The sequence below is a fragment of the Bradyrhizobium algeriense genome (assembly GCF_003062295.1).
In the GTDB taxonomy this organism is placed as follows: Bacteria; Pseudomonadota; Alphaproteobacteria; order Rhizobiales; family Xanthobacteraceae; genus Bradyrhizobium; species Bradyrhizobium algeriense.
Map to the genome: position 1 here is coordinate 25020 of NZ_PYCN01000004.1, position 20218 is coordinate 45237.

16 protein-coding genes and 1 riboswitch are annotated in these 20218 nt (G+C 63.6%); of the genes, 8 read left to right on the forward strand and 8 right to left on the reverse strand.

Translation table 11 applies throughout. The features are described 5' to 3' along the window. Positions 1-40 precede the first annotated feature (40 nt). The 3 genes from C7G61_RS11075 (at position 41) to C7G61_RS11085 (ending at position 5898) form a co-directional block, all read left to right on the forward strand. On the forward strand, positions 41-1540 hold the full coding sequence (locus C7G61_RS11075) for a sigma-54-dependent transcriptional regulator (RefSeq protein WP_108514142.1): 1500 nt from the start codon (positions 41-43) through the stop codon (positions 1538-1540). 366 nt (positions 1541-1906) lie between these two features. Next, positions 1907-4036, forward strand: a complete 2130-nt coding sequence (locus tag C7G61_RS11080; protein WP_108514143.1) for a L,D-transpeptidase family protein — start codon at positions 1907-1909, stop codon at positions 4034-4036. Between the two features lie 254 nt (positions 4037-4290). Further along, positions 4291-5898, forward strand: coding sequence for a peptidoglycan L,D-endopeptidase MepK (locus C7G61_RS11085; protein ID WP_420836752.1), 1608 nt, complete (start codon positions 4291-4293; stop codon positions 5896-5898). Between the two features lie 170 nt (positions 5899-6068). Here the strand turns inward: C7G61_RS11085 and C7G61_RS11090 are convergent, their stop codons facing one another. Then, positions 6069-6341, reverse strand: a complete 273-nt coding sequence (locus tag C7G61_RS11090; protein ID WP_108514145.1) for a DUF2312 domain-containing protein — start codon at positions 6339-6341, stop codon at positions 6069-6071. Between the two features lie 13 nt (positions 6342-6354). Between C7G61_RS11090 and C7G61_RS44570 the strand changes: the two genes are divergently transcribed. Next, positions 6355-6504: a hypothetical protein gene (locus C7G61_RS44570; protein WP_190241771.1), complete on the forward strand. Its 150-nt coding sequence runs from the start codon at positions 6355-6357 to the stop codon at positions 6502-6504. A 41-nt stretch (positions 6505-6545) separates the two neighbouring features. Here C7G61_RS44570 and C7G61_RS11095 read toward each other — a convergent pair whose 3' ends face one another. Next, positions 6546-6848 (reverse strand): DUF1244 domain-containing protein, encoded by a 303-nt coding sequence (locus C7G61_RS11095; protein WP_108514146.1) that lies wholly within the window; start codon positions 6846-6848, stop codon positions 6546-6548. A 207-nt stretch (positions 6849-7055) separates the two neighbouring features. On the opposite strand from C7G61_RS11095, the gene C7G61_RS11100 reads away from it, so the two are divergent. Together C7G61_RS11100 and pyk are read left to right on the forward strand one after the other, a co-directional pair. Next, a complete protein-coding gene (locus C7G61_RS11100) occupies positions 7056-7637 on the forward strand; it encodes a DUF1036 domain-containing protein (protein ID WP_108514147.1) in 582 nt (193 codons plus the stop codon). Beyond that, the gene (gene pyk / locus C7G61_RS11105) at positions 7634-9070 is read left to right on the forward strand and encodes a pyruvate kinase (protein ID WP_108514148.1); all 1437 of its coding nucleotides are present in this window, start codon (positions 7634-7636) and stop codon (positions 9068-9070) included. The genes C7G61_RS11100 and pyk overlap by 4 nt, the downstream gene beginning before the upstream one ends. A 121-nt stretch (positions 9071-9191) precedes the next feature. On the opposite strand, the gene C7G61_RS11110 is transcribed toward pyk, so the two are convergent. From C7G61_RS11110 to C7G61_RS11135, 6 genes are all read right to left on the reverse strand, one after another. Beyond that, entirely contained in the window at positions 9192-9617 is a 426-nt protein-coding gene (locus C7G61_RS11110; RefSeq protein WP_108514465.1) for an OsmC family protein, read from the reverse strand. A gap of 90 nt (positions 9618-9707) precedes the next feature. After that, positions 9708-10382, reverse strand: a complete 675-nt coding sequence (locus C7G61_RS11115) for a TetR/AcrR family transcriptional regulator (protein WP_108514149.1) — start codon at positions 10380-10382, stop codon at positions 9708-9710. Between the two features lie 271 nt (positions 10383-10653). Further along, positions 10654-11877 (reverse strand): glycosyltransferase family 87 protein, encoded by a 1224-nt coding sequence (locus C7G61_RS11120; protein WP_108514150.1) that lies wholly within the window; start codon positions 11875-11877, stop codon positions 10654-10656. Positions 11878-12129: 252 nt separating this feature from the next. Then, the gene (locus C7G61_RS11125; protein ID WP_108514151.1) at positions 12130-13263 is read right to left on the reverse strand and encodes a ribonucleotide-diphosphate reductase subunit beta; all 1134 of its coding nucleotides are present in this window, start codon (positions 13261-13263) and stop codon (positions 12130-12132) included. Positions 13264-13289: 26 nt separating this feature from the next. After that, positions 13290-16208 (reverse strand): ribonucleoside-diphosphate reductase subunit alpha, encoded by a 2919-nt coding sequence (locus C7G61_RS11130; protein WP_108514152.1) that lies wholly within the window; start codon positions 16206-16208, stop codon positions 13290-13292. A 114-nt stretch (positions 16209-16322) separates the two neighbouring features. Further along, a riboswitch (cobalamin riboswitch) is annotated at positions 16323-16538 on the reverse strand. Between the two features lie 136 nt (positions 16539-16674). Beyond that, positions 16675-18096 carry a short-chain fatty acyl-CoA regulator family protein gene (locus C7G61_RS11135; protein ID WP_108514153.1) on the reverse strand — a complete coding sequence of 474 codons (1422 nt, stop codon included), beginning with the start codon at positions 18094-18096 and terminating at the stop codon, positions 16675-16677. Between the two features lie 134 nt (positions 18097-18230). Between C7G61_RS11135 and C7G61_RS11140 the strand changes: the two genes are divergently transcribed. Together C7G61_RS11140 and C7G61_RS11145 are read left to right on the forward strand one after the other, a co-directional pair. After that, on the forward strand, positions 18231-18662 hold the full coding sequence (locus tag C7G61_RS11140) for an acyl-CoA thioesterase (protein ID WP_108514154.1): 432 nt from the start codon (positions 18231-18233) through the stop codon (positions 18660-18662). Further along, positions 18659-20212, forward strand: coding sequence for an MmgE/PrpD family protein (locus tag C7G61_RS11145; protein ID WP_108514155.1), 1554 nt, complete (start codon positions 18659-18661; stop codon positions 20210-20212). The genes C7G61_RS11140 and C7G61_RS11145 overlap by 4 nt, the downstream gene beginning before the upstream one ends. The last annotated feature ends 6 nt before the right edge of the window (positions 20213-20218 follow it).

Consider the following 20218-nt stretch of genomic DNA (forward strand, 5'->3'; position numbering starts at 1 on the left):
CCCCGATTCGATACAATCCAGTAGCGTGCGGGGAAAAACCATGGCTGCCACCATTTTGATTGCCGATGACGACGCTGTGCAGCGCCGTTTGGTTGAAAACATGGTGCAGAAGTGCGGTTATGAGCCCCTCGTCGTCGACAGCGGCGATGCCGCCGTGGCCCTGCTGACCGCCCCTGATGCGCCGGCGATCGATGCGGTGGTGCTCGATCTCGTGATGCCCGGCCTCGACGGCCTCGGCGTCCTTTCAAGAATGCGTGAAGCAGGCCTGAGCATCCCCGTCATCGTGCAGACCGCCCATGGCGGCATCGACAATGTGGTTTCAGCGATGCGCGCCGGCGCGCAGGATTTCGTGGTCAAGCCGGTCGGCTTCGAACGGCTGCAGGTGTCGCTGCGCAACGCACTCAATACTTCCGCGCTCAAGGGCGAACTGCAGCGCATCCGCCACAGCCGCGAAGGCCGGCTGACCTTTGCCGACGTCATCACCCGCAGCGAAACCATGGCAGCCGTGCTGCGCACCGCGCAGAAGGCGGCGAGTTCGAGCATTCCGGTGCTGGTCGAGGGCGAGTCCGGCGTCGGCAAGGAATTGTTCGCCCGTGCCATCCATGGTTCCAGCGAACGCAAGTCGAAACCGTTCGTCGCGGTCAATTGCGGCGCCATCCCCGACAATCTCGTGGAATCGATCCTGTTCGGTCACGAGAAGGGCGCCTTCACCGGCGCCACCGAACGCCATATGGGCAAATTCGTCGAAGCTTCCGGCGGCACGCTGTTTCTCGACGAGGTCGGCGAGTTGCCGCTGGCGGCGCAGGTAAAGCTACTGCGCGCGCTGCAGGAAGGCACCGTCGAGGCAGTCGGCGGCCGCAAGCCGGTGAAGGTCGACGTCCGCATCATTTCCGCGACCAACCGCAAACTGCTCGACCTCGTGAAGAGCGGCGCGTTCCGCGAGGATCTGTTCTACCGGCTGCACGTGCTGCCGCTGACGATCCCACCGCTGCGGCTGCGGCGCGAAGACATCCCGCATCTGCTGCGGCATTTCCTGGCGCGCTTTGCCGCCGAGGAAAACCGCACCATCACCGGTATCAGCGGCGAGGCTGTGGCCCATCTCGCGCAGCTCGATTGGCCCGGCAACATCCGCCAGCTCGAGAACACAGTGTATCGCGCCGTCGTCATGAGCGAGAGCGACCAGCTCGGCCTATCGGATTTCCCGCAAACCGTCGGCCACGCCGCAACCGACGGCCAGCTGGCGCACAGCGAACCGTTGATCGTCGCGCCATCGACGGCGCCCGCCATGGTTTCGGGTAGCGATATACCGATTGCTCCGCTTGCCACTACCGGCAACCTTTCGATGCTGACCGCCACCGGCGAGGTGCGGCCGCTCGAGGACATGGAAAACGAGATCATCCGTTTTGCGATCTCGCATTATCGCGGGCAGATGTCGGAAGTCGCCCGGCGACTCAAGATCGGCCGCTCCACGCTCTACCGCAAGCTCGATGAGGCGGCCGCCAACGACCCGGCCGAAGGCGGCGCGGAGGACGCGAACTGAGACGCGAACTAAGCGGACAGCCGGCGGGCGATTATGGCGCCCGCATGGCAAAGATCGTGGCAAACCAACGACATCCATCGTTCGGAAGCTTTTGAACCGTGGCTTGGCGGTGACAGACAAACGGCGGGGAGCGTGGCAAAACCGCGAGACCCGAATGCAAACGGGTAGTTTGAGGTCAGTTTGTCGTGATTTGTCCCGCATGGCGCTGGCTGCATGAGAGGGGCATATGTATCGTCTGCGTTTGAACCGTGGCGTGCAGGCGTACGACTGAGAAACCGACCGAGCCGGCGCTTCCCGCGCAAGCCGTGACGAACAATACCTAACGACTGTTCCATGCCGGGGCAGTTCGCCCAAGGGGGTGTGACGATGCGTGACTGTTCGACGAATCGTGCAGGATTTGACCGCGTGCTGATGGCCGTCGCGGCAACCTTCCTCACGGTATCCGCGACCTCAGCACTGGCGGCCCAGTCGACCACGCCGCGCGCCAGCGCCGCCGAGCTCGCGATCGACGCAGCAGTCCCCCGCCCCGAACCTGCGAACGTTCCCCCTCCCACCGTCAACGACTTCAAGACGGACACCACCGCCACGGTGCCTGATGCATCCAAGGTAACTGACAAGCCGGCCGAGGCGGCCCCGGCCGCAAAGGCGACCGAGCCCAGGCCGGCCGAAGTCGTCACCACGCCTGCAGCCAACGACGCCGCAACCGCCGCGCCGCCGGCTGCGACAGCCACCGCGCCCGCCGCCGAACCCGCCAAGGAGCCGGTGAAGGTAAGCACCGTCGCACCGGCCGACCAGCCAGTTGCCGACCGGCTGCGCGATATGCTTGGCACCAAGTCGCTGCGCTATTTCGACCGCAAGAACGAGCGCGCTGCCGTCGAGAAGTTCTACTCCGCGCGCGACTACGCGCCGCAATGGACGCAAGCCGGCAAATTGACCGACAGCGGCAAGGGCGTGATCACCCGTTTGAAGGACGCCGCCTCCGAGGGCCTCAATCCGGCCGACTATCCGGTGCCGGATTTTTCGGCCGCCGCTTCGCCGGACCAGCTCGCCGAAGCCGAACTGAAACTGACCGCGAGCATGCTCGACTATGCGCGACAGGCCCAGAGCGGCCGGATGCACTGGTCGCAGGTCGCGGCCGACATCCTCTATCCCGAGCATCCGACCGATCCGGCCGAAGTGCTCGCCAATATCTCGACCGCCAAGGACGCATCCGCGGCGCTCGACGGCTACAACCCGCCGCACAAGCTCTACAGGGAATTGAAGGCCAAGCTCGCCGAGCTGCGCGGTCAGGGCGACGGACCGATGATCCACATCGCCGAGGGGCCGGCGCTGGCTTACAAGGCTGCGACCAAGAAGCTCGGTGAGGTGGCGCCGGAAGATCCGCGTGTGCCGCAACTACGCGCCAAGCTCGGCATCGCCGACCATCCCGACAGCACGCATTACGACGCCAAGGTCGCATCCGCCGTGCGCAAATTCCAGGAGAGCGTCGATCTCAAGCCGACCGGCGTACTCGACGACCGCACGGTGAAGGCGATCAACAGCCCGAAGCGCGACCGGCAGATCGACATCGTCCTCGTCAATCTGGAGCGCCTACGCTGGCTGCCGCGCCAGCTCGGCGCGGCCTCGCTCGGCAACGCCTATGTCATTCTCAACGTTCCCGACTTCACGCTCAAGGTGATGCAGAACGGGGCCCCGGTCTGGACCACGCGGGTCGTGACCGGAAAGCCGGGCAAACATGCGACGCCGATGCTGACGGAGACGATGAAGTTCATCACGGTCAACCCGACCTGGAACGTACCGCCGTCGATCATCTACAACGAATATCTGCCCGCCCTGCAGCAGGATCCGACCGTGCTGGATCGCATGGGCCTGCGACTGGAGCGCAACCGCGACGGCAGCATCCATATTTCGCAGCCGCCGGGCGAAGCCAATGCGCTCGGCCGCATCCGTTTCAACTTCCCGAACAAGTTCCTGGTCTATCAGCACGACACCCCGGACAAGAATCTGTTCGCCAAGGAAGAGCGCGCGTTCAGCCATGGCTGCATGCGGGTGCAGAATCCGGATCAATACGCCTCGACGCTGCTCAACATCGTGATGCCGAACGCGAGCTACACGCCGGAGAAAATCCGCAGCATGTACGGGCGCAGCGAGATCGACCTGAAATTCCCGACGCCGATACCGGTCAACATCACCTACCAGACCGCGTTCGTGGATGACGCCGGCAAGCTGCATATCCGCAAGGACATCTACGGCCGCGATGCCACGATGATCAATTTGCTGAAGAACGGCCGCAACCGGGACCTCGAGACCCTGGTCTCCCACGCGCAGCCGAACTATTCGCGCCCGAAGGATGCGTTGCCGCCCGGCGTCAGCTTCGCCAGCGACAACACCTACTCCTCCGGCCCGTCATTCTTCGAGCGTCTGTTCGGCGGCCCGTCGACCGCGACGCCGCCGGCCCCGATTGGCCGCCGGCCGCAACAGCGGTTCACCCGGTAATCCTTTCCGATCGGATTTCCGAACAAAATCAACGACCTCGCCTCCGGGGCGAGTTCGTTTACGTTAACCCTATCCATCCAGGATTCGGCACCGGGCACTTTTTCGCCACAGTCCACGGGTTAGGTTAAGTCTAACTGGGGGGCGGGACGGTAAACATCGGTTAACCATCCCGCTTTAAGAAAGCGTTCACCCTCTTTTGCCGGGGTCTTGCAAAAGAAACACCGTGAACGCTCGTCGACTGGGTGGGCTCTTACGTGCTGGCTGGTTTCGCGCGCCAATTCAATCCGCTTGTTCTGCCAAAGGCCGGATATCGGATCGGGCTGACTTCGCTGTTGCTGCTCGCCGGCGCCGGCTCGGTGCATGATGCGACGGCGCTGAACGAAACCCGCACCCTCTCCTTCCACCACACCCATTCCGACGAAGACCTCACCGTCACCTTCAAGCGCGACGGTCGCTACGACGAAGAAGCGCTGAAGAAACTCAATCACTTCCTCCGCGACTGGCGCAGCCAGGACTCCACCACGATGGATCGGCACCTGTTCGACATCCTCTGGGAAGTCTACCGCGACGTCGACGGCAAGAAGCCGATCCAGATCATCTCCGCCTACCGCTCCCCCGCTACCAACTCCATGCTCCGCCGCCGCTCCTCGGGCGTGGCACGCTTCAGCCAGCACATGCTCGGCCACGCCATGGACTTCTACATTCCGGACGTGCCGCTTGAGCAGATCCGCGCCGCCGGGCTCCGCCTGCAGCGTGGCGGCGTCGGCTTCTACCCGACCTCGGGATCGCCGTTCGTCCATCTCGACACCGGCAGCGTCCGTCACTGGCCGCGCATGACCCAAGATCAACTTGCCAGGGTGTTCCCGGATGGACGTACCGTCCACCTGCCCTCCAATGGCGGTCCGATGAAGGGCTATGAACTGGCGCGCGCCGACATCGAACGCCGTGGCAACGGCAGTGACGCCGCCACGGTCAAGATGCCGAACCTGTTCGCGGCCCTGTTCAAGAGTGGCAAGTCGACAGAAGAGGATGACGAGGGCGCCAGCGTTTCCGTCAAGAACGAGAAGCCTGCACCGACCAGCGTGACCGCCGCGAAATCCGCCGATCCGGTCCCGACCCCGCGCGCAAAGCCGGTCAGTGCGACCATTCAGCTAGCCTCGGCCGACGCACAGATCGTGTCGGCGCCGAAAGCCAAGCCCGAGTCCAAGCCTGAGGCGAAACAGGCTTCCGCCGACAACGCAGATCCGAAACCGCAGACGCCGGCCGATATCATCAATTCCCGTGGCTTCTGGGACGACGTGCCGAAGTCGGCTAACCAGGCTACCCCTGCCCAGGTCGCAGCGCTGCGCGCGCGCCAGGCGCTCGCTGCCGCCACCGATCCGCAGCCGACCGCCAGCGTCACCGAAGCGTTCAACAAGGCGATGGCCTATGCACCGGCCGCCTCCTCGCCGGTCGATCGCGCCAACGTCGTCGCCGCCTCCGCGCCGGTCCCGCCGCGTCCCACCCGTCTGGCCCGCAATGCCGGCGCCGCAACCGAAATCAATACCGTGGTCGCCAAGGGCGCGCAGGGTCAGGACGCCGTGGTCGCGACCTCGACCCGTCTGGCCGCCGCCCGGGGCAACGATGTCTGGATGCGGGTGGTGATGCTGGCGCCGAGCGCAAGCAGCGCGATGTCGACGACGGTGCTCGGCGACACCGAGATGACCCAGATGCGCAGCTACTTCGTCAAGCCGAAGGCCGCAATCGCCATGGCCTTCTCGGAAGATCCGATGATGGGCATGACCTGCGACCGCTTCACGGGATCGGCGACCGCGCAACTGCCGACGCAGTCATTCGTGCTGCGCACCGCCGCGCTGCGCTAAGGTTCGCTGTCTTCACAAAACTCGACACGGCCGTAGCCCGGATGGAGCCAACGGGTCGCGCGAATGCGCGCCCGATGACAGGCTCCGCGCAATCCGGGTAAGCCTATCCGCTCGTGGCAGTGCCCCGGATTTCGCTGCGCTCCATCCGGGCTACGTGCTGTGCCGACGCCTCACAGCATCCCCAGCGCCTGCATGTAGGTCTCCAGAATGGTTTCCTGCTCGGCACGCTCATTGGCGTCCTGCTTGCGCATGCGCACGATGGTGCGCAGCACCTTGACGTCGAAGCCGTTGCCCTTGGCTTCGGCATAGACGTCACGGATATCGTCGGAGATCGTCTTCTTTTCTTCTTCCAGACGCTCGATGCGCTCGATGATGGCCTTGAGCTGGTCTTTGGCGAATTTTGTCGCGGGCTCGTCCTGGACGGCGGCGGCGGAGGTAGCCATCGGGTACTCCTGAATGGAACTGAAAGTGATGCTGAAAGATCAAGCGCCGCACGCGTTACCGCACGGCGCTTTTTTCAGGATTGACCTGAAAGATCGCCGTGCCTTGCGTCAAGGCAGCATCGCGCTCATCCACAGCGCGCCCACAGGAGATGAGGATACGTAGCCCGGAGGGAGCGCAGCGCAATCCGGGCTACGAAGTAAGGCTCAATGCCCGGGGTGGACCTTTTTCATCGCGGCCAACTGCTCCGGCGTGGCCGTGCCCTGATGTTTCGCCTTCCACTCCTCATAGGGCATGCCGTAGACCGCCTCGCGGCTCTCGTCCTTGCTGACAGCGACGCCCTTGGCGTCGGCCTCTTCCTTCATCCAGTTGGACAGGCAGTTGCGGCAGAAGCCGGCCAGATTCATCAAATCGATGTTCTGGACGTCGGTACGGGCGCGCAGGTGGTTAACCAGGCGTCGGAAAACGGCGGCTTCCAGTTCCGTTCTGGTTTTGTCGTCGATCGTCATGGCCTTGGGTCCTGGGTCCTGCGTGATATGGGGTCGAGCATATTGATATCAGGTGGGAATTGTCACAGATTTTGCCATATCTGCGCGCAAAAGCGGCTATCGCACGTGGGGTCCCGGTTTCCCATAGCGCGGGAAAGGCGTGCCCGGCCGTTGACAGGTCCCGCCGGCTCACGCGAAATCGTCAATGATTTGATATAGCTTCACTGCATGACCGCAAAAGATTCTCGATGCCTGACCTCCCTCTCCGCTCGCATGACCGCCGGCCTGATGCCGATGCTCGCGTTGGCGGCGACGTGCCTGTGGAACAGTCCGGCGGCAGCCGATTTCCGGCTTTGCAACAACACTTCCAGCCGGGTCGGCATTGCGCTGGGCTACAAGGACCCCGAGGGCTGGACCACCGAAGGCTGGTGGAACGTGTCATCGCGCAGTTGCGAGACGCTGCTGCGCGGAACTCTTGTCGCCCGTTACTATTACATTTACGCGCTCGACTATGACCGCGGCGGCGAATGGTCGGGACAGGCCTTCATGTGTTCGCGTGACAAGGAATTCACCATCAAGGGAACCGAGAATTGCCTGGCGCGCGGCTACGACCGCACCGGGTTCTTCGAGGTCGACACAGGCGAACAGCGAGCGTGGACCGTGCAACTGACCGAAGCCAACGAGCAACCCGGGCAGCGCGTGCCGGGAATTCCGGGAACAATGGGACCGGGCGGCCCCGGCGGGGTTCCCGGCCTGTCCAATCCGCCGAGCGGACCGGGTCTGCCGCCAGCCCCGGCGCCCAAGCAATGAGACGGCTCCGTCGTATCAAGATACTCGCAACCCTCGGCCCGGCATCGTCAGACAGCGCGATGATCCGGAAGCTGTTCGAGGCCGGCGCGGACGTATTCCGCATCAATATGAGCCACACGCCGCACGACAAGATGCGCGAGCTGGTCTCGACCATCCGCAATGTCGAGTCGAGCTACGGCCGCCCGATCGGCATCCTGGTCGACCTGCAGGGACCGAAGCTGCGGCTCGGTGCCTTTGCCGAAGGCTCCACCCAGCTCAAGAACGGCCAGAGTTTTGTGCTCGATTCCGACAAGACGCCGGGCGACAACAACCGTGTGCAGTTGCCGCATCCGGAAATCCTTGCAGCCCTTCGGCCGGGCCATGCGCTGCTGCTCGACGACGGCAAGGTGCGGCTGATCGCCGAGGAAACCTCCCCCGAGCGCGCGGTGACGCGGGTGGTGATCGGCGGCAAGATGTCGGACCGCAAGGGCGTCAGCCTGCCCGATACCGACCTGCCGGTCTCGGCGATGACGCCGAAGGACCGCGCCGATCTCGAAGCGGCGCTGGTAACGGGGGTCGACTGGATCGCGCTCTCCTTCGTGCAGCGCGCCGAGGACGTTCACGAAGCCAAGCGGATGATCCGCGGCCGCGCCGCCGTGATGGCCAAGATCGAGAAGCCGCAGGCGATCGACCGGCTCGGCGAAATCATCGACGCCTCCGACGCGCTGATGGTGGCGCGCGGCGATCTCGGCGTCGAACTGCCGCTGGAGCGGGTGCCGAGCCTGCAGAAACAAATGACGCGGATGGCGCGCCGCGCCGGCAAGCCGGTAGTGATTGCGACGCAGATGCTGGAGTCGATGATCCAGGCGCCGGTACCGACGCGCGCCGAAGTCTCCGACGTCGCGACCGCCGTCTATGAAGGCGCCGACGCCATCATGCTGTCGGCTGAATCGGCCGCCGGCAAATTCCCGGTCGAGGCGGTCTCGACCATGAACCGCATCGGCGAGGAAGTGGAGCGCGATCCGACCTATCGCTCGGTGCTGACGGCGCAGCGGTCCAACCCGGAGAATACGGTTGGAGATGCCATCGCGGACGCCGCGCGGCAGATCGCCGAGACGCTGGAATTGTCGGCGATCATCTGCTGGACCTCCTCGGGCTCGACCGCGATCCGCGTGGCGCGCGAGCGGCCGAAGCTGCCGGTGGTGGCGATCACGCCGAACCTTGTCACCGGCCGCAAATTGTCCGTCGTCTGGGGCGTGCATTGCGTGGTGGCCGAAGACGCCCACGACCAGGACGACATGGTCGATCGCGCCGGCTCCATTGCTTTTCGTGACGGTTTTGCCAACGCCGGCCAGCGCGTGATCATCGTCGCCGGCGTGCCGCTCGGCATCGCCGGCACCACCAACATGGTGCGCATCGCCAACGTCGAGCCGGAGGGCGCGGCGAAGAAGTAAGGGATACCGTCATTCCGGGGCGGCGCGAAGCGACGAACCCGGAATCTCGAGATTCTCCGATGTGCAATTGCACATCGTAGTTCGATGCTGCGCATCGCCCCGGAATGACGAAGCAGCAGTACTACTGCAGCGTCGCGTCCAGCGTGATCTTCGTGTTCAGTAATTTCGACACCGGGCAGCCGGCCTTGGCCTTGCCCGCCAGCTCTTCGAACTTCGCCTTGTCCGCGCCCGGGATCTTCGCATTCAACGTCAGATGCACGGACGTGATCGCAAAACCATCGCCCTGCTTTTCCAGCGTGACGTCGGCCTTGGTTTCCATGTGTTCGGCGGTGAGCTTGGCTTCTCCCAAAATCAGCGACAGCGCCATGGTGAAGCAGGCAGCGTGCGCGGCGCCGATCAATTCTTCCGGATTGGAGCCGGGCTTGCCTTCGAAGCGGCTGGCGAAGCCGTAGGGGTAATCGCTGAGCGCGCCGCTCCTGGTCGAGATCGCGCCCTTGCCGTCCTTGATGCCGCCCTGCCATTTGGCGGATCCTGATGTCGTCGTCATCGCATGCTCCTGATCGCGGTTGAACCCGTCGATAAGCCGCAGCGTGGCAAATGGTTGCGACAAAGGCGTGTCGCAAACAGGGGGAAGTTTCTACGCCCCGACCAGCGCTTTCGCCGGCAGTACCGCCTGCACCACGAGGCCGCGGGCGCGGGCATCCATCACGCCGACGGCGCGCAGCGCCAACAACGTGACGGTTTGCACGGCGTCGCGCAGCTTCGCAGAATCATCCAGGTTCTCGGGCGCCAGCGGGCCGACCAGCGATTCATGCAGCGCGCCGAGCAGCGCGGTGGCGGCAAGTGCCGTATCCTGCGCCGGCAGATGGCCGGCGCGCACCGCGGCGTCGATTCTGGCCGCAATCTCGCCGGAGATTTCGCGGCGGCTGGCAAGCCGCGACACCGAGACGTCGACATCGACCGGTTCGGCCAGAATGCCCCAGGCGAGCTTGCGTTGTGACAGCACATGCACGGCCACCGTGGTAACGGCGGCGGCGAGCGCCGAGGACGGCCCGGGAGCGGCATCCGCCGCGCGGCGGATCGCCGCCAACTCGTCGCGCGACACCTCGGCGATCAGTTCGGAAATCAGCTCGGCCTTGGAGGGGAAGTAGCGGTAGACGGTGCCGGCCGCGACATTGGCGCGGACCGCAACCGGGGCGATCTGCACCGCCGCCATGCCGCCTTCGGCCGCAGCGTCCCGCGCCGCCGCCAGGATGGCGCTACGCCGCGCCGCCAGCCGCTTTACGACCTGATGGGTTCGCCGATAGACCATGGCGCGCCTTCCGTCCCCGGCGCGCCCTCGAGCCCCCGTGGAGCCTGCCAGAACGCGCACACCTTCAACATCTTGAGCGATAAACGTACTCATCGCTTTGAAGAAGTGAACAACTATTCATGGCTGATGACAAGACGGTTTTCAGCGTGTTTCGGGAAGGATTTTCCGGCCAAGGCGCTAGCGAATGCAGCGTTGTGGGCGGCGTTCATCAAATAGCCAGCGGTGATATCATGCCTCTGCGCATGGTATCGCCGCCATTGCCTCGCGCCATTCACGCGCCGGCCGCAACCAGTTTTGGCACCGGCTCATGCCGCCACCACGATCCGGCTCGGCGCAGGACCAGCGTGGACACGACCAGCGTGGCGCCAAAGCCGGTCGGAATACCCGTGAACATGTAGCAGCCGATGAGCGCGACGACGGCGCCGAGCGCCGGGAGCTCGTAGGTGCGAAAACCGGTCTTCAGTCCGACGCGGACCATGAAGGCGATCGGGATCGCCAGCACCATCATGTCGTACATGAAGAGATAGGGCGTGGTCAGCAGCGTACCGGCGGCAAGCGCCGCGGCCTTCAGCGTGTAGGGCACGCGGCTTCGCCACATCAGCGCCAGCACCACGGCCACGGAGGCGGTGAGAACCCACTGGAATGCCCAGCCGAGCGGCTCGGTGCCGCCGAAGTAACGCACCATCGAGAAGATGCTTTGCAGCTTCCACCATGGGGCCTTGCCTTCGGTCAGGAAGGCTTGCGAGAATTTCGGCATCCAGTGGAAGAACGCCAGCCAGCTCTCGATGCCGAAGGCGAGCCAGGAAGCGGTGGCCAGCACGACCGCCGTTACGCCGGCGCTGATGAACACGCGCCAATGCCCGGCTGCGATCAGCATGATCGGAAACAGCAGCCCGTATTGCGGCTTGTACGTCAAAAGCCCGAGGCAGATGCCTGCCAGTACCGGCCGTATCGGGATCAGATAGAGCGTGCCGCCGATCAGCGCCGCGGTGAGGAATCCGTTCTGCCCGACCAGCGCATTGATGAACGCCATCGGAATGGCGAGCGCGAGCAAATAGCCGAAGTTGCTGCCGACGATCGCGCGCATCGCGACAACAAAGGGCAGAAAGCTGACCACAACCCAGCCGATAAAGGCGAGCTGATAGGGAAGCTGTGCCAGCAACGAAGCGACGAACAGGAACGGCGGCGGATAGTGCCAGGCAAAATAGCCGACAAAATCCTGGCCGAGTTTTGCGACCTCGACCTGCTTCTGGATGTCCCAGTCATACGCCTGCGCCGGAACGCCATCGAGCACCAGCCGCCCTGCTGCCCAGACGTTGATGAAGTCGGTCGGGATGCCGAGGCCGTTCGGATCGTAAACCCACCAGTGCGAGGAATACGCCGCCAGGCAAAGGGTCACGTTCGCAACTGCCAGCACAAGGCAGACCCTGACGAGCCACGCGGGAATTGCGGTTTGCTCCGGTGCGGGCCTGAAGGTGGAGTGAAAGGCGGCCATGCGAGATCCTTGCTCGAGCGCACCCTGTCCGAAAGCGCACACGCCCTAAAGCAATAGGCCGGACTGAATTGAGGAAATCTTAAGTTTTAACGCAGCAACGGCGGTTTTGTTGTCGTCCCTGCGAACGCAGGGACCCATACCGCGTGATGCCTCAATGTGACGACCGGTTAGACGTCCTTTGCAAACAATCAGCATCGGTGGTTATGGGTCCCTGCGTTCGCAGGGACGACGGTCTGCGGTGCAAGCCGCCCCCTACTCCCAGCTCAGCGCCCCACCGTTCTGATATTCGATCACCCGCGTCTCGAAGAAGTTCTTCTCCTTCTTCAGGTCCATCGCCTCCGACATCCATGGAAACGGATTTTCGGTTTCGTCGAACACCCGCTGTAGCCCAAGCTGCGCACAGCGGCGGTTGGCAATGAAGTGCATGTAGCTCTCGCACAACGCCGCATTCAGGCCGAGGAAGCCGCGCGGCATGGTGTCCCGCCCGTAGGCCGCTTCCAGTTCGGCTGCCTCGCGTACCATGCCACGGACCTCGTCCTGAAAGGCTTTGGTCCACAGATGCGGATTCTCGATCTTGATCTGGTTGATGACATCGATACCGAAGTTCAGGTGAATGGATTCATCGCGCAGGATGTACTGATACTGTTCGGCGATCCCGACCATCTTGTTGCGGCGGCCGAGCGAGAGGATCTGCGCAAATCCCGTATAGAACCACATGCCTTCGAAGATCACATAGAACGCGACGAGATCGCGCAGGAACGCCTGGTCGGCTTCAGGTGTCCCGGTCCTGAAATCGGGATCGTCGAGGTGCTGGGTGTGCTTCAGCGCCCACGCCGCCTTGTCGGTGATCGAGGGCACCTCGCGGTACATGTTGAACAGCTCGCCCTCGTCGAGGCCGAGGCTTTCGACGATGTACTGGAAGGTGTGGGTGTGAACGGCCTCCTCGAAGGACTGCCGCAACAGATATTGGCGGCACTCCGGATTGGTCAGATGGCGGTAGATCGCCAGCACGATGTTGTTGGCGACGAGGCTTTCGGAGGCCGCGAAGAAGCCGAGGTTTCGCTTGATGGCGCGGCGCTCATCCTCGGTCAGGCCGTCGCGCGACTTCCACAACGCGATGTCGGCCTGCATCGAGACTTCGGTCGGCATCCAGTGATTGTTGCAGCCGGCGAGGTACTTTTCCCATGCCCATTTGTATTTCAGCGGCAGCAATTGATTGACGTCGGCGCGGCAGTTGATCATCCGCTTGTCGTCCACGGACACCCTGCCGCCGCTGCGGTCGATCGTGCCGAGGCCAGTTTGATCGGCCGCAGCAGTGGTTTGTGCCACCAAGGAGGGCGGCGGCATCCGGCGCAGGGGCGCAGCGGGTTCTGACCAGTCGAGCATTGTCGTTTCCTTCTCTTCTTGTCTGCTTACTGGCAGGCTTCGCATTCGGGATTGTCGATGGAACACGCTACCGCGCCGGACAGGTCAGGCGCCGTGAATACAGACGGGACGATGATCGGTGCGGCGGCCGACATCGCAGGTGCAGCCGCAACGGCGTTGAGCTTGCCGTCGGTGCCCCGGAGCGTGGATTTTTCGACATGCGTCGCGCTGCGCGAGCGCAAGTAGTAGGTCGTCTTCAGACCGCGCACCCAGGCCAGCCGATAGAGCGCATCGAGCTTCTTGCCGCTGGGGTTGGCGATATAGAGGTTGAGCGACTGCGACTGGTCGATCCATTTCTGCCGCCGCGAGGCCGCCTCGATCAGCCAGGCGCTGTCGATCTCGAAGGCGGTGGCATAGAGCGCCTTGAGGTCGCCGGGAATGCGGTCGATGGCGCCAACGCTGCCGTCGAAATATTTGAGGTCGTTGACCATCACCTCGTCCCACAGCCCGCGCGCCTTGAGATCGCGGACCAGAAACTCGTTCACGACGGTGAAATCGCCGGACATGTTGGATTTGACATAGAGGTTCTGGTAGGCGGGTTCGATCGACTGCGCGACACCGCAGATGTTCGAGATCGTCGCCGTCGGCGCGATCGCCATCACGTTCGAATTGCGCATGCCGGTCGATTTGACGCGCTCGCGTAAGGTGCCCCAGTCGAGCGTCACGCCGCGGTCCATCGCGAGGCCGCCGCGGGCTTCCGCCAGCAGCTCGATCGAATCGATCGGCAAAATGCCCCGGCTCCACAGCGAGCCGTCGAACGACGGATAGCGCCCGCGCTCGGCCGCCAGATCGACCGAGGCCGAGATGGCATAATAGGAAATGGTCTCCATGCTGGTATCGGCGAAGGCAACAGCCGCATCGGAAGCCATCGCGATCCGCAACGCCTGCAGCGCATCCTGGAAGCCCATCAGCCCGAGACCGACCGGGCGGTGCCGCAGGTTCGAGCGGCGCGCTTCCGGGATGGTGTAGAAATTGATGTCGATGACGTTGTCGAGCATCCGCATCGCAATGGTCACGCTGCGCTGCAGCCGCGGTTCATCCAGCCGCCCTTCCCGCACATGGTTGAGCAGATTGATCGAGCCGAGGTTGCAGACGGCGGTTTCGTCGTCGGAGGTATTGAGCGTGATCTCCGTGCAGAGATTCGAGGAATGAATCACGCCGGCATGGCGCTGCGGCGAGCGCAGATTGCAGGGATCCTTGAACGTGATCCAGGGATGCCCGGTCTCGAACAGCATGGTCAGCATCCTGCGCCAAAGATCCGTGGCGCGAACGTGCTTGAACACGCGAATTTCGCCGCGCGCCGCCTTGGCTTCATAGAACGCGTATCGCTCGGCGAAGGGCTGGCCATAGAGGTCGTGCAGGTCGGGCGTCTCGTCCGGCGAGAACAAGGTCCATTCGCCGTCGGCCTCGACACGCTGCATGAACAGGTCGGGCACCCAGTTCGCGGTGTTCATGTCATGGGTGCGGCGACGGTCGTCGCCGGTGTTCTTGCGCAGGTCCAGAAATTCCTCGATGTCGATGTGCCAGGTTTCGAGATAGGCGCAGACCGCCCCCTTGCGCTTGCCACCCTGGTTGACCGCGATCGCGGTGTCGTTCGCCACCTTGAGGAACGGCACCACGCCCTGGCTCTCGCCGTTGGTGCCCTTGATGTGGGCGCCTAGCCCGCGCACGCGGGTCCAGTCGTTGCCGAGCCCGCCGGAATATTTCGCCAAGAGCGCGTTGTCCTTGACCGACTTGAAGATGCCGTCGAGATCGTCGGCAACGGTGGTGAGGAAGCACGAGGATAATTGCGGCCGCAGCGTTCCCGAATTGAACAGCGTCGGCGTCGAAGCCATGAAGTCGAACGACGACAGCAGGTCGTAGAACTCGATGGCGCGTGCCTCGCGGTCGATCTCGCGCAGCGCAAGGCCCATCGCGACGCGCATGAAGAACGCCTGCGGCAGTTCGATGCGGTTGCCGCGCTCATGCAGGAAATAGCGGTCGTACAGCGTTTGCAGCCCCAGAAACTGGAACGCCAAATCGCGCTCCGGCTTCAGCGCCGCAGCGAGCTTCTTCAGGTCGAAGCGCGCCAGATCGGGATCGAGCAGCTCGGCCTTGATGCCGGTCTTGATGTAGGCGGGGAAGTATTCGCCGTAGCGTACCGCCATATCGGCCTGCGAGGCGCTGGTCGGCGTAGCAAGCACGAACGACAGCACTTCGGTGCGCAGCTTGTCGAGCAATAGCCGCGCGCTGACATAGGCGTAGTTCGGCTCCTGCTCCACCAACGTGCGCGCAGCCATGACGGACGCCAGCGCCAGTTCATCCTGGCTGATGCCGTCATAGAGATTGCGATGGGTCTCAGTGAGCACTGGGGCCGCCTCGACGCCATCGAGGCCAGCGCAAGCCTCGTTGACGATCAACACCAGCCGTGCGGTGTCGAGCGGAACTTTCGTCCCGTTCGCCAGCGTCACATGCAACAAAGGTCCGGTTGACGGCTTGGCCGATTTGGCCGCTTCCTGCCCGGCGCGCTGCCGCGTTCGCTCCTCGCGATACAGCACATAGGCGCGCGCGACCTTGTGGTGCTCGCTGCGCATCAAGGCCAGCTCGACCTGGTCCTGCACGTCCTCGATATGAAAGGTGCGGCCCTCGCTCATCCGGCGCGACAGCGCGCCGACGACTTCGTCGGTCAGTTGCTCGACGATTTCATGCACGCGACGGGAAGCGGCCGCGCCATGCCCCTCGACCGCGAGGAACGCCTTGGTCATCGCGACCGAAATCTTGCTGGCGTCGAATTTCGAAACCGTGCCGTTGCGGCGGATCACCTGCATCGGAGGTGCGGCTTCCGGCGCGGCTGACGATTCGGAGCGCAACGCGAGAAAGGGAGCAGCTTTGGCTTCGGGAGAAATGAGTTGAGAAGATTGCGACATCGGCAGACCCCGTAGTGTTGTTGGGGCTGGATGTCTTGGGGCGACGCTGCATTGAATGCCCGGCGCAAAGCACCGGCATGATTCTGCGAGCGGCCGCCGGACACCCCGCCCGTGGACGTTTTTGGTGTCGCGGCAGGTCTCCTGGCTCGCAGGTCGGCGTCGTACCCGGTCTTCCCAATGCGTGGCCGCATCAGTGACGTAAAATCGGGAACAACTCACTGCTTACAGTTGCGGGGGCAGCGTCGGATTCTCGCAAAACACGCGATACACCGACTTCCCTCTTAGCCACCAAATCTTGCGATAGGGCGGGCCGTGACGGCTATATCTGGTATCATTCGGGCCAAAGTGTCAACGGGGCGCTGGAGATCGACGGTCAAAAAATTTCCGCAGGGGGATGAAAAGCACGGGAAGCTGATTCTTTCTCCGCTTGAAAAACGTTTTCCCCGCTATTCCAGCCGCGTTCAGCTCATGACGTCGCATAGGGCGCGAAACGAGACCGCGTCTCGTCGATTCGCAAGGCCCGGCCGACCGGCGGAAATGCGCGTTGCGGACAATCCGGCCGTTCGCACACCTTGCAGCCCATGCCGATCGGCGTCGCCAGTGACGGATCGATCTTGAGACCTTGCGAATAGACGATTCGCTCCGCATGGCGAACATCGCATCCCAAGGCGACCGCAAACGTCTTGGCGGGCGCGCCGTAGCCCCCGCTGCCGTGCGATACTGTGCGGGCAACCCAGAGATAGGTTCGTTCATCGGGCATCCGCGCCAACTGCGTCAGGATACGCCCCGGGTTGGCGAAGGCCTCATACACGTTCCACAGCGGACAGGTCCCACCGACCCGCGAGAAATGGAAATCGGTCGCCGATTGGCGCTTCGATATGTTTCCGGCGCGATCGACGCGAATGAAGAAGAACGGCACGCCCCGCGCATTGTGGCGCTGCAAGGTGCTCAGCCGGTGACAGATCGTTTCAAAGCCCACGCCGAAACGGTGACTGAGCAACTCGATGTCGTAACGACACCGCTCCGCCTCGTTGAGGAAAACGGAGTAAGGCAGGATCAGCGCACCGGCGAAATAGTTTGCGAGCCCGATGCGGGCGAGGCCGCGCGATTCGTCGCTGGTGAACTTGGCGTTGTCGACGATCGAACGTATCGCCTCGTCCAGTTCCAGAATGGCGATCTGCGTCGCGAGCTGAAACGCCTGCTGACCCGGATCAAGGCTCGGCGACAGCCGCAGCGTTCGTGTGCGGCCATCGAACAGGCGCTGCGTTCCCGATCCCAGCTCGTCGATCGCATCGATCAGGACAGTCACGCCATGCCGGCTTTCGAGATACGACACCAGGCCCGGCGTCATCCGCCCGACAGGCAATTCCAACCGGCCGGCGATCGCTTCCGCCGCATCGTCGAGCTCGGCAATGTGGTTGTGCTGCAGATAGAAGAAGTCGCGGACTTCCTCGAACGGCGTGGACGGCAGTACCGCCGCAGCGGCCTGACGGTCGTCGCCGAGCCGCGCGGAAAGCGCCGCATATTGCTCGGCGGCATGGCGGTATTTGCGGTTGAGGTTGATCAGCACGCGCCCGACCGCGGGCATGTTCTGCGCGAGTTCGCGAAGTTCAGCGATAGCGATCGACTCTCCAAGCGAAGGATCCGCCAGCGCTTCGCGCAAGTCCGAGATCAGGCGCGCCTCGTCGCCTTCGGCGAACGACTGCACGTCGAGGCCGAACACCGAATTGAGCGCCAGCAGCACCGGCACGGTGAGCGGACGCTGATTGTTTTCCAGTTGGTTGAGGTAGCTGAGCGAGATCCCGAGTTTGCCGGCAAGCGCCGCCTGCGTCAGGCGCTGCTCCTCACGCAGTCTTTTCAACCGCACGCCCATGAAGGTCTTTTTCATCGCATCACCTTCGCAAACTTTGCAAATCGACCGACTTTTCTTCGCAAGACCACGCTTTTTCAGCCATTTCGACGGCGTACATTTGTAGATATTGCGAAGTCGGTACGGAAAGACAAGTCGTCCGGAGCAGGAAAATGCATTCAACGGCGTCGCCAAACCTCCATCCGGACGAGACCCGGTTCGTGGAGATGGTGTTTCCGGAGCAAGCCAATCATTACGGCACGCTGTTCGGCGGCCATGCGCTGAGCCTGATGGGCAAGGCGGCATTCGTCACGGCGACGCGGCACGCGCGGCAGAGCGTCGTCATGGCGGCCTCGGACAGAATCGAATTTCACGAGCCCGTCCATGTCGGCGAGCTCGTCGAGCTTGTTGCCCAGGTCGTACGCGTCGGGCGCAGTTCCATGACGGTCGCCGTCGACATGATCCGCGAAGATTTGAGCAGCGGCCGGCGGAAATCCGCGGTGCGCGGAACGTTCGAAATGGTCGCGGTGAACGAATTCGGCCGGCCGGTCCCGATCGCGCAACCAACCATGACCGATCCAATCGAGAGGGAAGCTACGTCTTGAAACAGCATAGCGTTCGCACGTTCAAATCGGCCGATCATCTGCCGCGCGCGGGGCAATTGGCCTGGAAGATCGCCGAGGTCGCCGCCGACGCGGTCGCGGTCGAGAGCGATGTTGTGGAGATGCTGGGCAACCGCATCATCGACAACGCCGCCGTTGCCGCAGCTTCGGTGGCGCGGCGTCCCGTTGTCAACGCGCGAGCGCAAGCCGAAGCGCATCCGTTCCAGCCGGGAGCCACCGTGTTCGGATTGGCTCAGTCGCAGCGGATTTCGCCGGAATGGGCCGCCTGGGCCAACGGCGTCGCCGTCCGCGAACTCGATTTCCACGACACGTTCCTGGCGGCAGACTATTCGCACCCCGGCGACAACATTCCGCCGGTGCTGGCCGTCGCCCAGCACTGCGGGCTGACGGGCGCGGACCTCGTGCGCGGGCTGGCTGCGGCCTACGAAATTCAGGTCGATCTCGTGAAGGGCATCTGCCTGCACGAGCACAAGATCGATCACATCGCCCATCTCGGCCCGTCCGCCGCCGCCGGGATCGGCGCGCTGCTCAGCTTGCCTGCCGAGACGATCTATCAGGCCGTTCAGCAGGCACTCCACGTCACCACGACGACGCGGCAATCGCGCAAGGGCGAGATCTCGAGCTGGAAGGCCTATGCGCCGGCCTTCGCCGGCAAGATGGCGATCGAATCCGTGGATCGCGTGATGCGCGGCGAAGGCGCGCCGTCACCCGCCTATGAGGGCGAGGACGGCTTCATCGCCTGGCTGCTTGGCGGCCCCAGCGCGGAATACACCGTGCCACTGCCTGGGAAGGGCGAACCCAAGCGCGCCATTCTCGACACCTACACCAAGGAGCATTCGGCCGAATATCAGAGCCAGGCCCTGATCGACCTCGCACGCCGTCTGGGACCGAAGATCGGCGATCTCTCGAAGATCGAAAGCATCGTCATCCACACCAGCCACCACACTCACTACGTCATCGGCACCGGCGCCAACGATCCGCAGAAGATGGACCCGAAAGCGAGCCGCGAAACGCTCGACCATTCGATCATGTATATTTTCGCCGTCGCGCTCGAAGACGGCGGCTGGCATCACGAGCGATCCTATGCGCCCGAGCGCGCGGGCCGCGAAACGACGGTCGCGCTGTGGCGTAAGATCTCGACGGTCGAAGACCCCGTATGGACCCGCCGCTACCACAGCCACGATCCGAAGGAAAAGGCGTTCGGCGGCCGCGTCGTCGTGAAGCTGAAGGGCGGCTCCGTCATCAGTGACGAAATTGCGCTGGCTGACGCGCATCCGCTGGGCGCCCGCCCGTTCAGGCGGCCGGACTACATCCGGAAATTCCGCAACCTGGCGGAAGGCGTGATGGCCACGACCGAGCAGGATCGCTTCATCGCAACGGTGGAGAGACTGGCGTCGTTGAAGGCGGGCGAGCTGACCGACCTCACGTTTACGGTCGATCCAAAATTCCTCGGCGCGACATCGACGCACGGCATTTTCGACTGGCGCGACGCCGCTCCGGTCACAGTCCAACGCGCTGCCGGCAATCGATAAGGGAGA

Bases quoted from the DNA above. Each gene is read 5' to 3' on its own strand.
- C7G61_RS11075 (WP_108514142.1), top strand. From the start codon at position 41: ATGGCTGCCACCATTTTGATTGCCGATGACGACGCTGTGCAGCGCCGT.
- C7G61_RS11080 (WP_108514143.1), top strand. From the start codon at position 1,907: ATGCGTGACTGTTCGACGAATCGTGCAGGATTTGACCGCGTGCTGATG.
- C7G61_RS11090 (WP_108514145.1), bottom strand. From the start codon at position 6,341: ATGGCTACCTCCGCCGCCGCCGTCCAGGACGAGCCCGCGACAAAATTC.
- C7G61_RS44570 (WP_190241771.1), top strand. From the start codon at position 6,355: ATGGAACTGAAAGTGATGCTGAAAGATCAAGCGCCGCACGCGTTACCG.
- C7G61_RS11095 (WP_108514146.1), bottom strand. From the start codon at position 6,848: ATGACGATCGACGACAAAACCAGAACGGAACTGGAAGCCGCCGTTTTC.
- C7G61_RS11100 (WP_108514147.1), top strand. From the start codon at position 7,056: ATGACCGCAAAAGATTCTCGATGCCTGACCTCCCTCTCCGCTCGCATG.
- pyk (WP_108514148.1), top strand. From the start codon at position 7,634: ATGAGACGGCTCCGTCGTATCAAGATACTCGCAACCCTCGGCCCGGCA.
- C7G61_RS11110 (WP_108514465.1), bottom strand. From the start codon at position 9,617: ATGACGACGACATCAGGATCCGCCAAATGGCAGGGCGGCATCAAGGAC.
- C7G61_RS11115 (WP_108514149.1), bottom strand. From the start codon at position 10,382: ATGGTCTATCGGCGAACCCATCAGGTCGTAAAGCGGCTGGCGGCGCGG.
- C7G61_RS11120 (WP_108514150.1), bottom strand. From the start codon at position 11,877: ATGGCCGCCTTTCACTCCACCTTCAGGCCCGCACCGGAGCAAACCGCA.
- C7G61_RS11125 (WP_108514151.1), bottom strand. From the start codon at position 13,263: ATGCTCGACTGGTCAGAACCCGCTGCGCCCCTGCGCCGGATGCCGCCG.
- C7G61_RS11130 (WP_108514152.1), bottom strand. From the start codon at position 16,208: ATGTCGCAATCTTCTCAACTCATTTCTCCCGAAGCCAAAGCTGCTCCC.
- C7G61_RS11135 (WP_108514153.1), bottom strand. From the start codon at position 18,096: ATGAAAAAGACCTTCATGGGCGTGCGGTTGAAAAGACTGCGTGAGGAG.
- C7G61_RS11140 (WP_108514154.1), top strand. From the start codon at position 18,231: ATGCATTCAACGGCGTCGCCAAACCTCCATCCGGACGAGACCCGGTTC.